The organism is Streptomyces sp. S465, from assembly GCF_026898115.1.
Classification (GTDB): Bacteria; Actinomycetota; Actinomycetes; order Streptomycetales; family Streptomycetaceae; genus Streptomyces; species Streptomyces luomodiensis.
On the sequence record NZ_CP114036.1, the window covers coordinates 481,528 to 495,081 of the forward strand.

The window sequence follows — 13,554 nt, forward strand, 5'->3', positions numbered from 1 at the left end:
CCAGTAAACCTGAGGGCCCGTCAACTCCTCGCGCACGGACGGTTGTTCAGCGCGACGGCGACGCGGTTACCGCTGGAATCCGGCACCCAGGGTCGCACTGGCCTCCGGCGCGCCGAGGGCGTTGGGCCCGAAGGAGACGACGCCGTCGGTGGTGAGCCCGCCGGCCTGGCCGCGCAGCACCCATGCCGCGCCACTGCCGGTCTGGGCGCCGTCCTCGTCGGGGGCGCCCACGACCAGGTCGTCCTTGCCGTCGCCGTCGGTGTCGGCGAGCCCGACCGCCATGCCGAAGTGGTCGCCCGCCTCGGCGGCCCCGGGGACACCGGCCGTGGCCTGGGTGAACGCCTGGGCTCCGGTGCCGGACAGCCCGTTCGGGCCGCCGTAGAGCTGGACGACGCTGCCCGCCTCGTCCTGACCGGCCTCCAGGTCCTCGTACGGGATGCCGACGGCGATGTCCGCGTAGCCATCGCCGTTGACGTCGCCGGAGCTGAGCGCGTAGCCGAACTGGTCGCCGTCCTCGTTGACGCCCGGGACGCCCGCGGTGTTCTGGTCGATGGTCGTGGTGCGGGTGGCGCTCGGCCCCGACGCGGTGCCGTAGAGGACCTTGAGGGTGCCGTGGTCGTACGGCAGCTCCTCGACCACGCCCCCGGGCACGGTGCGCAGGATCAGATCGCCGTAGCCGTCCTTGTCGACGTCGCCGATGGCCGCGGAGGCGGCGTCGGTGATGTCGGTGTGCTCCGGCGACAGACCCTGCTCGTCGCCCTTGAAGAACAGGCTGGTCTGGGACATCTCCTCGAAGGCGTGGGTGGAGACCAGGTCGTCCTTGCCGTCGCCGGTGATGTCGCCCGCGGTCAGACTGGTCGGCCCGTCGAACCTGCCGGTGTCGGAGAAGGAGCTGCCCGCCTCCTTGCCGTCGCGGGTGAAGGGGCCGAGGCGGACGCGCACTCCGGTCTGCTCGTCCTCCGAGCCCTCGTTGACGGTGACCACGTCGACGAGGTCGGCCTGGCCGTCGCCGTTGAAGTCACCCCCCACGATGTCGCTGTCGCCCCAGTGGTCGCCGTTGCCGGCGGGCAGCTCGGTGCCGCCGGTCAGCCCGTTCGCCGAACCCCACAGGACCGTGACGGCCGGGGTGTCGCCGGTCTGGACCGCCAGGTCGGTGTAGCCGTCGCCGTCCAGATCGCGGGCGACGGTGTGGGCCCCGAAGCGCGCCGACGCGGTGGGGTCGCCGGGTACGCCCTCGGTCGCCTGGCTGATGACCTGGCGGTGGGCGGTGTCCGCGCCGGAGGCGGAGCCGTAGACCACGGCGACGTAGCCCGCCTTGGCCTTGCCGTCCACCGTGCCGCCGGGGGCGGAGACGGCGAGGTCGGCGTGTCCGTCGTGGTTGAAGTCGGTCTGCGGGGCCGAGGCCGCGGTGGTGCGGACCTCGGCGGCGCTCGCGGAGGGCACGGCGAGCACAACGGGGGTGGTCACGAGTGCGACCACCGTCGCGCAGCGCGCGACGGTGGTAAGGGAACGGGGGCGCACACATCCTCCAGCTCGTTGATGAGCGTTTACCTGATGTACACCCACGAGGACTGGTGGCGCCGCCGCGAGGTTGTACCGCTCGTCCTGGGATTTTCCCTAGTCCGCCGCGTCCACGTAGCGCAACACGCCCATCATGTGCGTTTCGTCGATCTCCTCCGTGGCGGTCGCCGCACATTCCGCCAGCCGCTTGGTGAGGGTGTCGGCGTCGATCCCGGTGCCGATCAGCACCAGCTGGGTGACCCGGGGCTCACCGGGCTCCCAGGGCGAGGGCTGGAAGCGGAGGTACGACCCGACCGCGTGCAGTCCGAACTTCCGCTCCCGGCCCGCGCCCGCGAAGTGGAGGAAGCCCTTGACGCGGTAGAGGCCCACCGGGCGGCTGTCGAGGAATGCCATCAGCCGTTGCGGATGGAGCGGCTCGGCCGAGGTGAACTCCACGCTCTGGTACGCGGCGTGCAGGTGGTGGCCGTGCTCGTGGCCGTCGGCGCACACATCGGCGAACGACAGTTGCCGGAAGCGTTCCTCGGAGGCCTCGCGGGGCCGGTGGTCGAACAGCAGAGCGGGGTCGACGCGCCCGTGCGCGGCGGTCAGCACCGGCGCGCCGGGGGCGATCTCCTGGAGGGTCTCCAGGAGATCGTCCCGCTCGTCCTCGGTGACGCGGCCGGTCTTGTTGAGCACCACGAGGTCGGCGGCGCGGACGTGGCGATCGAGCTCGGGATGGCGGGCGCGGGTGTCCCCGAACTCCGCCGCGTCCACGACCTCCACCAGCCCGCCGTAGACGATCCGCTCATTGGTGCTGGACAGCAGCGCACGGATCATGCTCTGCGGCTCGGCCAGACCGCTGGCCTCGATCACCACGACATCGATGCGCAGCTCCGGCTCGGTGAGCCGGGCGAGCATCTCGTCCATCTCGGAGGCGTCCGCCGCACAGCACAGACAGCCGTTCTCGATCGGGATCATCGAGTCGACCTGTCCGGCGACGGCCAGGGCGTCGATGTTGATGGACCCGAAGTCGTTGACGATGACCCCGATCCGGGTGTCCGCGCTGTCCCGCATCAGATGGTTGAGCATCGTGGTCTTCCCGGAGCCCAGAAAACCCGTGACGAGGATGACCGGAATCCGTTGTGTGGCCAAGGCGCGTCTCTCCGTGCAGGGTGTCGGTGTTCGCGGACGGACCGCTCATGCTATCCGGCCACCGGCCGGCCGGCCGTCAGGGGATGTCCACCCCCGCCTCCGCCGAGAGACGGTCGATCTCGGCCAGCTCGGCGTCGCTGAAGCCGGGCGAGTCCAGGACCGCGATGTTCTGCTCCAGCTGGGCGACGCCGCTCGCGCCGATCAGCACCGAGACCACCCGCGGATCGCGCAGCACCCATGCGAGTGCCAGCTGGGCGAGGGTCTGGCCGCGCCCCTGGGCGAGCTTGTTCAGGGCGTGCAGCAGGGTCAGCCGCTCCTCGGTGAGCGTCTCGCGCTTGAGGAAGTGGCCGAGCGCCATGCGCGAATCGGCGGGCACCCCGTGCAGATAGCGGTCGGTGAGCTGGCCCTGCGCGAGCGGCGAGTAGGCGATGACCCCGACGCCCGCCTCGGCCGACGCCTGGAGCACCCCGCCCTCGACGTCGCGCTGGAGGATCGAGTACGGATGCTGGTTGATCAGGTACGGGGTGCGCAGGTCCGTCAGGATCGCGGCGGCCTCGGCGATCGCCTCCGGCGGGTAGTTGGACAGGCCGGCGTAAAGCGCCTTGCCCTGCCGCACCGCGGTGTCGAGGGCCCCCATGGTCTCCTCGAGCGGGGTGTCGGGGTCGAAGCGGTGCGAGTAGAAGACGTCGACGTAGTCCAGGCCCATCCGGGACAGCGACTGGTCGAGGCTGGCGAGGACGTACTTGCGCGAACCCCATTCGCCGTACGGCCCCGGCCACATGAGGTATCCGGCCTTGCTGGCGATGAAGAGCTCATCGCGATAGGGGCGGAAGTCCTGGGCGAAGAGCGCGCCGAAGTTGGTCTCGGCGCTGCCGGGCGGCGGACCGTAGTTGTTGGCCAGGTCGATGTGGGTGACGCCGAGGTCGAAGGCGCGGCGCAGCACCGCGCGCTGGGTCTCCAGGGGGTGGGTGTCGCCGAAGTTGTGCCACAGCCCGAGCGAGACCTTCGGCAGCAGCACACCGCTGCGTCCGCAGCGCTGGTACTGCATGGAGTCGTAGCGGTTCTCGGCGGCGAGGTGGACCATGCGCGTCGTCCTTGTCCGTGCGGTGCGGTCGGGGGCGGGCGGGCCGTGGGGACGGCCCGCCCGCCCGAGCTTGTCAGCTTTGGGCCAGAGTGGCGACCTCCTGCGCGCTCAGTGTTCTGCCGTAGATCCGGAAGTCGTCGAAAGCGGCCTTGAGATACGGGTCCGGGTACTGCGATCTGCCGAGGTAGCCGGCGCGGATGTGGTTGCCGAAGTGGATGGGCTCGACGGTGATGGCGGTGTTGCGTCCCACCTCGCGCCCGTCGGTGTAGAGGACGGCCGTGCCGTCGCCGTAGGTGAGGGCGACATGGACCCACTGGCCGGTGGGCAGCGGGTCGGCCTCGATGCGCTGTTCGGCTCCGCCGCCGCCCGCGGTGATGGCGAAGCGCAGCTTTCCGGAGTCGGCGACGGGGGTGAGGAACATATTGGCGGTGACCCCGGTGCCGATGTCGAAGATCCGGGTCCAGGTGGCGGGTGTGCCGTCCAGCCGGACCCAGGTGGCCAGGGAGTACGCGCCGGCGCCGGCGAGGACGTCGTCGGCCAGGGCGACATAGCCGTCCGTGCCGTTCAGGGCGACCGCGCCGCCGGTCCGGCCCGTCGTCCAGGCGGCGCCGCCGGTGAGCCGGGCGGTCATGCCGTGGCCGGTCTCGTCGGCGGCGGCGGTGCCGGAGGTCTCGTCGAAGCGGTGCCAGGCGGCGAAGGCGGGCGGTGGGGTGGGCGGCTCGCCGGTCAGCCAGTAGACGTTGTAGTACTGGTGGTGGACGCGGGCGACCGGCAGCAGGGTCACGCTCTCCCCGTCGGCCGTGGCGCCGAACCGCAGGGGGTTGGTGGCCTTCTGGGTGACCGAGCCGGTATCCAGGCGCGGCATGGTCATCCCGGCGCCGCTGCCGTACGCCCCGGCGAGCACGACGGGTCCGTAGAGCACGGCCTGGACATCGGGGTCGTCGGGGGTCGGCTCGAACGCCGGCGTCATCGGCAGGGTCAGTTCGACCCGGTCGCCGGTCTTCCACCGGCGGTCGATGATCAGCCAGCTGCCGGGCTCCGGCCGGTCGGCGAGGGTGGTGCCGTTGAGCTTGGCGCGGGCCCCCGCCGCCCACGAGGGGACGCGGACGCGCAGTTCGAGCGGGGCGCCGCCGGAGGCGACGGTGAGGGTGGTGCTCTGCTGGTCGGGGAAGCCGGTGGTCTGGCGCCAGGTGATGCCCTTCTCCCGCCAGCGCAGCTCGGAGGGGATGAAGAGGTTCACCAGCAGGGTGCGTTCGGCGTGGGTGTAGATGGTGTCGGCGAACTTGGCCTGGGTTTCCATGCCGCTGCCGTGGTCGCAGGAGAAGTTGTCGTAGTCGGTGGAGTACTGGTTCGGATCGGTGCCCATGAAGGACGGCTGCTGTTTGAAGGAGCCGGGGGCGAGGCCCGTGTAGTAGATGTTGAAGCCGTGGGCCGAGTCCGGGTCCTGCTCCCCCAGCATCTGGTTGAACAGGGTGCGCTCGTAGTAGTCGAGCAGCTCGGTGCGGTCCGGCGCGTGGAAGTGGATCAGCCGGGTGAGCTTGAGCATGTTGTAGCTGTTGCAGTTCTCGCAGCAGGTGTTGGACAGCTGGGCGGCGATGGCATCCGGCTCGTGGAACGCCTCCCCGTTGCTGTTCCCGCCGATGACATAGGTGTGATGATCGGTGACGATCTTCCAGAAGTTCTCCCCGATGGTGCGGTAGCGGCTGTCGAGCCCCTCCTCCCACAGCCGCATGGCGCCGACCATCTTGGGGATCTGGGTGTTGGCGTGCAGCCCGGCGAGCTGGTCCTCGTTCCGGGCGAGGGGGTCGAAGACGCGGGCGTGGGTGAAGCGTTCGGCGACCTCCAGCCAGCGGCTGTCACCGGTGATCGCGTGCAGATCGGCGAGGACGTCGTTCATACCGCCGAACTCGGTCTGGAGCACGCGCTGCATCTGGTCGTAGCCGAGCTTCCCGGTACGGGTGTCGACCCAGGCGGCCTGGCGATTCACGGTCTCCAGGGCCTCGGCGTTGCCGGTGAGCCGGTACTGGTCGACGAGCCCGGCCATGATCTTGTGGATGGTGTAGTACGGGGCCCACACCCCGGTGCCGGCCTCCAGCCGGTCGAAGAAGCTCTCCGGGAAGGCCGAGAGATAGCCTTCGCCGTAGCCCGCGGCCGGGGACTTCGCCTGGCAGGCGGCGAGCGCCGAGACCAGGGTGCGGCTCTTGTCGAGCAGTGCGGTGTCGCCGGTGTTGGCGTAGGTCAGGGCCAGTCCGGACAGCAGGTGGCCGGTGCTGTGGCCGCGCAGTTCGGTGCTGGGGCTCTCCCAGCCGCCGCAGGGCTGGGCGCTGCTGGGGAGGCCGACGTTGAGACGGAAGGTGTGCAGCAGCCGGTCGATGTCGACGAAGCGCAGATAGGCGGTGTTGCGGGCCTGGTTGTCCTGGAAGGCGCCGGGGAGCAGGGTCACGGCGGTGAGCGGGAAGGGCTGGACGCCGGTCAGCGCCTTGGGTTTGCGGGAGGCCGCGGCGGGGGCCGGGGCGGCCGCCTCGGCGGTACCCGCTCCGGCGGCGGTGAGTGCCACGGCCGCGGTGCCCGCGGCGGCGGTGGTGATGAAGTGCCGTCGGTTGACTGGTTCGCTCATGACTTCCCTCACTGAGGTTCGTGAACGCTGGGTCGGTCGGCGGGTCGGTCAGCCGCGCTGCCACTGCTGGTTGGCGCCGCCGGTGCAGCTCCACTGGATGAGCGCGGCCTTGTCGGCCGTGGACTCGTCCGCGACGTCCAGGCACTTGCCGCTGGAGCGGGCGGTGAACCGGACGTAGCCGTCACCGGTGTCGGTGGCCCGCCACTGCTGGTTCGTCCCCGTGCCGCAGGCCGCCTGGACCACGGTGGCGCCGTCGGCGGTGGAGCCGCCGGCCACCGTCAGGCACTGGGAGCTGTGCCGGGCGATCAGCTGGACGTGTCCGTCGCCCGCGTCCTTGGCCCAGAACAGCTGATTGCCGCCGCCGTTGCAGGTGTACTGCACGGCCGCCGTGCCCTCGGTCTGCGAGGCGGAGGTGATGTCGGCGCATTTGCCGCTGTGCCGGGCCTCGAGGGTGGTGTACGGGCCGCCGGAGCCGGTCACGGTGCCCGCCGCGGTGTCGATGGTGAGCTGCGGATACCAGTCCATGGTCAGGGTGGTGGCGGTGGGGAAGGCCAGCGGCAGCCAGACGTAGCGCGAGTCGTTGACCGTGCCGCCGAAGGAGTTGCCCCAGCGGTCGCCCAGGTAGAGGTAGGAGGTGGTACCGCTGCCCTGCACCGGCAGGACGTAGGCGGTCTGCGAGCCGTAGGCGGTGGCGTCGCCGACGTCGCGCATCCCGCTCCAGGGGCCGGCCAGGCTGGTGGCGGTGGCGTACTGCTGCTGGTTGGGGTTCCAGCCGGTGGCGCCGGAGGTCAGCATGAAGTACACGTTGCCGCGTTTGAAGAGCGCCGGTGCCTCGCGGTGGCCGCCGGGCCAGGGGTTGGCCACCAGGCTCGCCACCCCGGTGTAGTCGTCGGTCAGCCGGTAGATCTGCAGGTCGTAGTTCTCCCGGGCGGCCGAGACCATGTACCCGGTGCCGTCGCTGTCCCGGAACAGGGTGATGTCACGGGACATGTGCGTATCCAGCGGGCGGAAGCTGCCCTGCCAGGTGTAGTCGCCGTCGACGGTGGCGGAGGTGGCGACGGCCGCGCGCGCCTCGCTGTAGTCACTGCCGTTCTCCTTGTGCATCCACATCACGAACCGCTGGGTCCGCTCGTTGTAGAGCACCTTGGGCCGCTCGATATTGGCGGTGGCCAGTTCGGGGTCGGTGGCCTGGGTGAGGACGTGGCGGCGGAACTCCCAGTTCTTCAGGTCCGTGGAGCGGTAGGCGGACACATAGCGGAAGGTGTTGTCGGCGTTGCGGTTCTCACCGAACCAGTAGTAGTACGCGCCGACCTTGATGACTCCCCCGCCGTGGGCGTGCACCGCCTCGCCCGTGGTGGTGGTGAACTGGGTGGCGTTGGCCACGGTGACGGGGGCGGCCTGTGCCGCGCCGGCTCCCGTCAGCGGGGCCAGCAGCCCGAGGAGGGCGGCCACGAGGAAGGACCATGGACGGGTCCGGGGACGCCCGCGCATCACACGGTCTCCTTCAGGACGGTGAAGTGGCGGGCGAAGCCGGTGAGTCCGGGAAGTTCCCGGACGGGGGTCCAGGTCCGGAAGCCGTCCAGGCTGTCGCTGTAGTAGTACTTCTGCTCGGTGTAGCCGTCGAAGTAGATCCGCCAGCCGCCGTTGTCCAGGCGCACCAGCGCCGGCCCCTCACGCCAGCTGCCCCAGCCGGCCCAGTTCCCCGTGCCGCGGAAGGTGTACGGCCCGCCGAGGCTGGTGGCGGTGGCGTGCTCGATGTACTTGGTCGTCTCCTGCTTGGTGAAGGCGTGGTACTGCCCGGCGTGGCGGACGACGAAGGTGTCGATGTAGTTGGAGGTGTCCAGACCCGTCAGCGGTCGGGGCGTCGTCCAGGCGGACAGCGACGCGTTGGTGGCGGTGAGCAGATGCGGCCGGAAGATGTAATCGGGGGTGGCGGTGGTGTCGAGCGAGACGACGATGTGGACGCTGCCGTCGTCGTCCACGAAGAACTCGGGCGCCCAGGTGCGCTCCAGCCCGGACACCGGCAGGGTGTGGTTGCGGACGAAGGTCCAGTTGACGCGGTCGCGGCTGCGCGCGAAACCGATGGTGTTCCCGGTCCAGTCGGTCGTGTAGACGATGTAGTAGTAGCCGTCGGTGTGCTTGATGACGCTGGGGTCGCGGATGAGCCCGGACGGCGGGGTGTAGGCGGGGCCCTTGAGCAGCGTGTACGTGGTCGCGTCGGACGACTGGTAGACGTACATGTTCGACTCGCTGCTGTTGGTGAACGCCGTCATGGTGTAGCGGGTGGCGGCCGTGGTGTCCCGGGTGGGCGCGTCGGCCACCGGCACGCCGAAGTCCGGGGTGCCGTCGGCCTTCCAGCCGAGGGCCTGGACGCGGGTGTGCCGGTTGGGGTCGTTCAGCGGGTCGCCGGTGATGTCCTTGTACTGGCGGGCGTGGTAGACGAGGAGGTCGGTGCGGCCGTCCTCGGCGACGGTGAAGGAGTTGTGGCCGGGGCCGTACTGGTGGGTGGTGTCGTTGCTCGAGAACACCGGCTGCGGGCTCTTCTGCCAGGAGGCGGCGGCCAGCGGGTCGCTGTCGGCGGAGGCGGTCAGCAGCCCCATGCAGTAGTGGGCGTCGGTGGCGCTGGCGGAGTAGGTGAGGAAGAGCCGGCCGTGTCTGCGCAGGACCGAGGGGCCCTCGTTGACCTTGTAGCCGATGGTCTCCCAGTCGTACGTCGGCCGGGAGATCTCCACCTGGGGCCCGGTGACGGTCCACGGGTTGGCCATCCGGGCGATGTAGATGCTCGAGTTGTTGCCGACGTCCGGGTTGCTCTGGGCCCAGACGAGGTAGCGGGTGCCGCCCAGGGCGAAGGTGGAGGCGTCGAGGGAGAAGGAGTCGATGGGCGTGACGATGCGGCCCTTCTCGGTCCAGGTCCCGGTGAGGGGGTCGGCGCTCGCGTTCTCCAGCACCCACATCCGGATCTTCCAGACGTCCTCGGCGGGCGCCGCGGCGAAGTAGACGTACCACTTTCCGTCGATGAAGTGGAGCTCCGGGGCCCAGATGTGGGCGCCCATGTCGCCGCTGGTGTGCTTCTTCCAGATCACCGACTCGGCGGCGGTGGCCAGGCCGGCGATGGTCCGGGAGCGGCGCAGGACGATGCGGTCGTACTCGGGGACGGTGGCCGTGAAGTAGTAGTAGCCGTCGGTGTGCTTGACGATGTGCGGATCGGCGCGCTGCCGCACCAGCGGATTGGCGTAGGAGGCGGCCTTGGCGGCCGCCCGCGGCGCGGTGGGAGCGGCGGGGGCGGCGGCGGTGGCGGCCTGCGCGACACCGGTGGTTCCCGCGGCCGCGCCCAGGGCGAGGGCGCCCATCAGCACGTATCTGCGGCTGGGCGGGGGTGCTTCGCTGCGGCTCATAGGGTCTCTCCTGCTCTGGCTTGTAGTGCGCGGCTAGGCGGGCCCGATGCGGACGGGCTGGATACCGGCCTGCGTCGGGCGGATCTTCCGGATGGCGCCGTCGGGGTCGAACCGCATCCGGTCGATGGCGACCTCGCGGTGGGTGCCGTCGCCGCCGGGGCGGGCGAAGCGGTGGTGGACGATGTACCACTCGTCACGGCCCGGTACGTGGAAGACGGAGTTGTGACCGGTGCCGAGGATCTGGTCGCCGGTGTCCATCAGAGGCTCCTGCGATTCGAAGTGATCGAATTTGTTCGGAGGTTAAGGGTTCTGATGACTTCGGACATCCCCTGGTAAGGGTGCGAAAGTTTCGAAAACCATGGAGCCCTGGCGGACGCGCCATGGGGCGGTGCGGGACGGGCGGGTCGGACGAAGGCGCGGGCCGTTGACCTTCTCCAAGGGGGAAGCCCCAGCATCGTGGTGACCGGGCGAGGTGCCCGGCGACGAGGAGGACGGGCATGGGGCTGCTGACGATCGGCGCGTTCGCGAGGGCATCGCGGCTGTCCCCCAAGGCACTTCGCCTCTACGACGAACTCGGGCTGCTGCCGCCCGCCCATGTCGATCCGCACTCCGGCTACCGCCGCTACGATCCGGCACAGCTGGAGCGGGCCCGCCTGGTGGCGTGGCTGAGGCGGCTCGGCATGCCGCTGGCGGACATCCGCGCGGTGTGCGAGCTGACACCGCGGGCGGCGGCGCGCGAGGTGCGCGCGTACTGGGCGCGGGTCGAGGCCGACACCGCGGCCAGGCGGGACCTGGCCGCCTTCCTCGTCGACCATCTGTCCGGAAGGGACACCACGATGTCCGACACCGCTACCTCCGCCGCCCACGGCACACTGGGCATCCGCTACGCCGTGCTCTCCGACACCGGCTCGGTCCGGGAGCGCAACGACGACGCCGGCTATGCCGGTCCGCGGCTGCTCGCCGTGGCCGACGGCTTCGGCGGACGGCACGCCAGCGAGGCGGCGATCGAGGCGCTCAAACCGCTGGACGCGGGTGTGCCGGGCGGGGAACTGCTGAGCGCCCTGGAGGACGCGGCGCACCGGGCCCGGGAGTCGGTGTCCGCGCTGGCCGCGTCCGACCCCGCGCTGCGGGACGTCGGGACGACGCTCACCGCGATGGTGTGGTCGGGCTCCCGGCTGGGGCTGGTCCATATCGGCGATTCGCGGGCCTATGTGCTGCGCGACGGCGGACTCTTCCAGATCACCCATGACCACACCGTGGTCCAGTCGCTGATCGACGAGGGGCGCATCACCGAGGAGGAGGCCGCCTCGCACCCCCAACGGGCGCTGCTGCTGCGCGCCGTGGGCGGCGATGCGGCGTTCGAGCCGGACCTCGCCCTGCGGAACGCCCGCGCCGGGGACCGCTATCTGCTGTGCTCGGACGGGCTGACGGAAGTCGTACCCACCGAGGGGATCCAGCGCGTCCTCGCCTCGGAGGCCGACCCGGGCGGGGCCGTACGGGAGCTGGTCGCCCTCGCGATCCGCGCGGGCGGGCCCGACAACGTCACCTGCGCAGTAGCCCATGTGCTCGAGCAGCGGCGCTGACGCCGCATCAGCCGCCGCATCAGCCTCCGTATGAGCCGCCGCCCTGCCCGTCCGGCCCGCACACTGTGACCGATTGTTGAACGTTGTTGAATGGTGTGTGCAAACTCTTGTCGACCGGACGAATGCCTCCATATGCTCACGGCGGAAACCGATTTCCACTCCTGATGACCGGGTGACAGACACGCCCGGCGGCGCGTGGCGAAGGGGTAGGCGGATGTCCGCAGGTCCGATCCGGCTCTCACCAGGAGCGCACACCGCCCTCCGCCCGGCCACCGCGGCGCGGATCACCGGGGGTTTCTGGGCCGCCAGACGGCGCGTCAACGCCGAGGTGAGCCTCCCGCAGGGACCGGACCGGCTGGAGCGGGCGGGCAACCTGGCCAATCTGCGGGCCGCCGCGGGAGCGGCGCCGGCCCAGTCCGGTTTCCGGGGCGACTTCCCGTTCCAGGACTCCGATGTGCACAAGTGGCTGGAGGCGGCGTCCTGGCAGCTGGCGGACGGTGGCGGGGGGCCCGCCGAGGAGGAGCTGTCCCGGCAGGTGGAGCGACTGGCCGGGATGGTCGCGGCCGCCCAGGCCGAGGACGGCTATCTCCAGACGTACTACCAGCTGGGGCCGGACGCCCGGCGGTGGGCGGAACCGCACTGGGGGCACGAGCTGTACTGCGCCGGCCATCTCCTCCAGGCCGCGGTCGCACACCGCCGGGCCACCGGCGGGGACGGGCTGCTCGATGTGGCGGTGCGGTGCGCCGGTCTCATCGGCACCAGGTTCGGACCCGGCAAGGACGAGACGGTGTGCGGCCATCCGGAGATCGAGACGGCGCTGGTCGAGCTGTACCGGGAAACCGGTGACCGGCGCCATCTCGATCTGGCGGCGTACTTCGTGGAGCGGCGCGGGCAGGGCAGTCTCGGCGACGGCCCGGTGGACGGCGCGGCCGGCCCCCGGCCCGGGGCACCCTACTGGCAGGACCACGTCCGGGTGCGGGACGCGACGGCGGTCGCCGGGCACGCGGTGCGCCAGCTGTATCTCCTGGCCGGGGCCGCGGACGTGGCGGCGGAGACCGGTGACGCGGGGCTGCGGGACGCCCTGGTGCGGCTGTGGGAGGACATGGCCGCGACGAAGACCTATCTGACGGGCGGGGTGGGCTCCCGGCACGACCTGGAGTCCTTCGGGGACGCGTACGAGCTGCCGCCGGACCGGGCGTACGCGGAGACCTGCGCGGCCGTCGCCGCCATCCACTTCGGATGGCGGATGGCGCTGCTGACAGGGGACGCCCGCTACAGCGACCTGGTGGAGCGGACCCTGTTCAACGGCTTCGCCTCGGGGATGTCGCTGGACGGCGAGCGCTGGCTCTATGTCAATCCGCTCCAGGTACGCCAGGACGAGGAGGGCCGTAAGGCCACCGCCGGTGACCGAAGTCCCCACCGGACGCCGTGGTTCCGTTGTGCCTGCTGCCCGCCCAACGTGATGCGGCTGCTGGCCTCGCTGCCGCACTACATGGCCAGCGGTGACGCCGAGGGGCTCCAGCTGCACCAGTACGCCTCCGGCTCGTACGAGGCGGGCGGCGGAGCGGTGCGGGTGGGGACCGGCTACCCCTGGGAGGGACGGATCGCGGTGGTCGTGGACCAGGTCCCGAAGGACACCGACTGGACGCTGTCGCTGCGCATCCCGCACTGGGCTCAGACGTACGAGGTGACGGTCGGCGGGGAGCCGGTGGCCGAACAGGCGGAGCACGGCTGGCTGCGGCTGCGGCGGCGCTGGCGGCCCGGTGAGACCGTCGTCCTGAGCCTGCCGCTGGACGCCCGGCTCACCCGGCCCGATCCACGGGTCGACGCGGTGCGCGGCTGCGCCGCGATCGAGCGCGGTCCGCTGGTGTACTGCCTGGAACAGCCCGACCAGCCCGCCGGGCTGCGGCTGGACGAGATCGCCCTCGTCGCGGGCGCCGCGCTGCACCACGAGCACCGGCCGGAGCTGCTCGGCGGGGTGACCGTGATCACCTCGCCGGCCGTGCGCCGTACCGCCTCGCGCGACGGCTGGTGGCCGTACCGGAACGGCGGGGGCTCCGGCGGGGACACGGGCGGCACGAAGACCTCCGCGCCGGTCCGGGTGACCGCCATCCCGTACTACGCCTGGGCGAACCGCGAGCCCGGCGCGATGCGGGTGTGGATTCCGGTATAGCCCGCGCGGCACCTCCGGTGGGAGGATGCGGCCGACTCATTGATCATGTG

9 protein-coding genes are annotated in these 13,554 nt (G+C 71.1%); 2 read left to right on the top strand and 7 right to left on the bottom strand.

The features are described from left to right. Window positions 1-66 precede the first annotated feature (66 nt). From N6H00_RS02260 to N6H00_RS02290, 7 genes are all read right to left on the bottom strand, one after another. Window positions 67-1,521 carry an FG-GAP and VCBS repeat-containing protein gene (locus tag N6H00_RS02260; protein WP_443072893.1) on the bottom strand — a complete coding sequence of 485 codons (1,455 nt, stop codon included), beginning with the start codon at window positions 1,519-1,521 and terminating at the stop codon, window positions 67-69. Between the two features lie 96 nt (window positions 1,522-1,617). After that, on the bottom strand, window positions 1,618-2,652 hold the full coding sequence (locus N6H00_RS02265; protein ID WP_268969810.1) for a CobW family GTP-binding protein: 1,035 nt from the start codon (window positions 2,650-2,652) through the stop codon (window positions 1,618-1,620). Between the two features lie 76 nt (window positions 2,653-2,728). Further along, entirely contained in the window at window positions 2,729-3,736 is a 1,008-nt protein-coding gene (locus N6H00_RS02270) for an aldo/keto reductase (RefSeq protein WP_268969811.1), read from the bottom strand. Between the two features lie 73 nt (window positions 3,737-3,809). Continuing rightward, window positions 3,810-6,353, bottom strand: a complete 2,544-nt coding sequence (locus N6H00_RS02275; RefSeq protein WP_268969812.1) for a beta-L-arabinofuranosidase domain-containing protein — start codon at window positions 6,351-6,353, stop codon at window positions 3,810-3,812. Between the two features lie 48 nt (window positions 6,354-6,401). Continuing rightward, window positions 6,402-7,844 carry an RICIN domain-containing protein gene (locus N6H00_RS02280; RefSeq protein WP_268969813.1) on the bottom strand — a complete coding sequence of 481 codons (1,443 nt, stop codon included), beginning with the start codon at window positions 7,842-7,844 and terminating at the stop codon, window positions 6,402-6,404. Beyond that, the gene (locus tag N6H00_RS02285; protein WP_268969814.1) at window positions 7,844-9,748 is read right to left on the bottom strand and encodes a family 43 glycosylhydrolase; all 1,905 of its coding nucleotides are present in this window, start codon (window positions 9,746-9,748) and stop codon (window positions 7,844-7,846) included. Before N6H00_RS02285 ends, N6H00_RS02280 begins: the two co-directional genes overlap by 1 nt. A 33-nt stretch (window positions 9,749-9,781) precedes the next feature. Beyond that, entirely contained in the window at window positions 9,782-10,006 is a 225-nt protein-coding gene (locus tag N6H00_RS02290) for a family 43 glycosylhydrolase (protein WP_268969815.1), read from the bottom strand. Between the two features lie 239 nt (window positions 10,007-10,245). Here N6H00_RS02290 and N6H00_RS02295 point away from each other — a divergent pair, with 239 nt between their 5' ends. Beyond that, window positions 10,246-11,331 carry a MerR family transcriptional regulator gene (locus N6H00_RS02295; RefSeq protein WP_268969816.1) on the top strand — a complete coding sequence of 362 codons (1,086 nt, stop codon included), beginning with the start codon at window positions 10,246-10,248 and terminating at the stop codon, window positions 11,329-11,331. A 214-nt stretch (window positions 11,332-11,545) separates the two neighbouring features. Further along, window positions 11,546-13,504 (top strand): glycoside hydrolase family 127 protein, encoded by a 1,959-nt coding sequence (locus N6H00_RS02300; protein WP_268969817.1) that lies wholly within the window; start codon window positions 11,546-11,548, stop codon window positions 13,502-13,504. Window positions 13,505-13,554: the final 50 nt, after the last annotated feature.

Bases quoted from the DNA above. Each gene is read 5' to 3' on its own strand.
- N6H00_RS02295 (WP_268969816.1), top strand. From the start codon at position 10,246: ATGGGGCTGCTGACGATCGGCGCGTTCGCGAGGGCATCGCGGCTGTCC.
- N6H00_RS02290 (WP_268969815.1), bottom strand. From the start codon at position 10,006: ATGGACACCGGCGACCAGATCCTCGGCACCGGTCACAACTCCGTCTTC.
- N6H00_RS02270 (WP_268969811.1), bottom strand. From the start codon at position 3,736: ATGGTCCACCTCGCCGCCGAGAACCGCTACGACTCCATGCAGTACCAG.
- N6H00_RS02300 (WP_268969817.1), top strand. From the start codon at position 11,546: ATGTCCGCAGGTCCGATCCGGCTCTCACCAGGAGCGCACACCGCCCTC.
- N6H00_RS02285 (WP_268969814.1), bottom strand. From the start codon at position 9,748: ATGAGCCGCAGCGAAGCACCCCCGCCCAGCCGCAGATACGTGCTGATG.
- N6H00_RS02280 (WP_268969813.1), bottom strand. From the start codon at position 7,844: ATGCGCGGGCGTCCCCGGACCCGTCCATGGTCCTTCCTCGTGGCCGCC.
- N6H00_RS02275 (WP_268969812.1), bottom strand. From the start codon at position 6,353: ATGAGCGAACCAGTCAACCGACGGCACTTCATCACCACCGCCGCCGCG.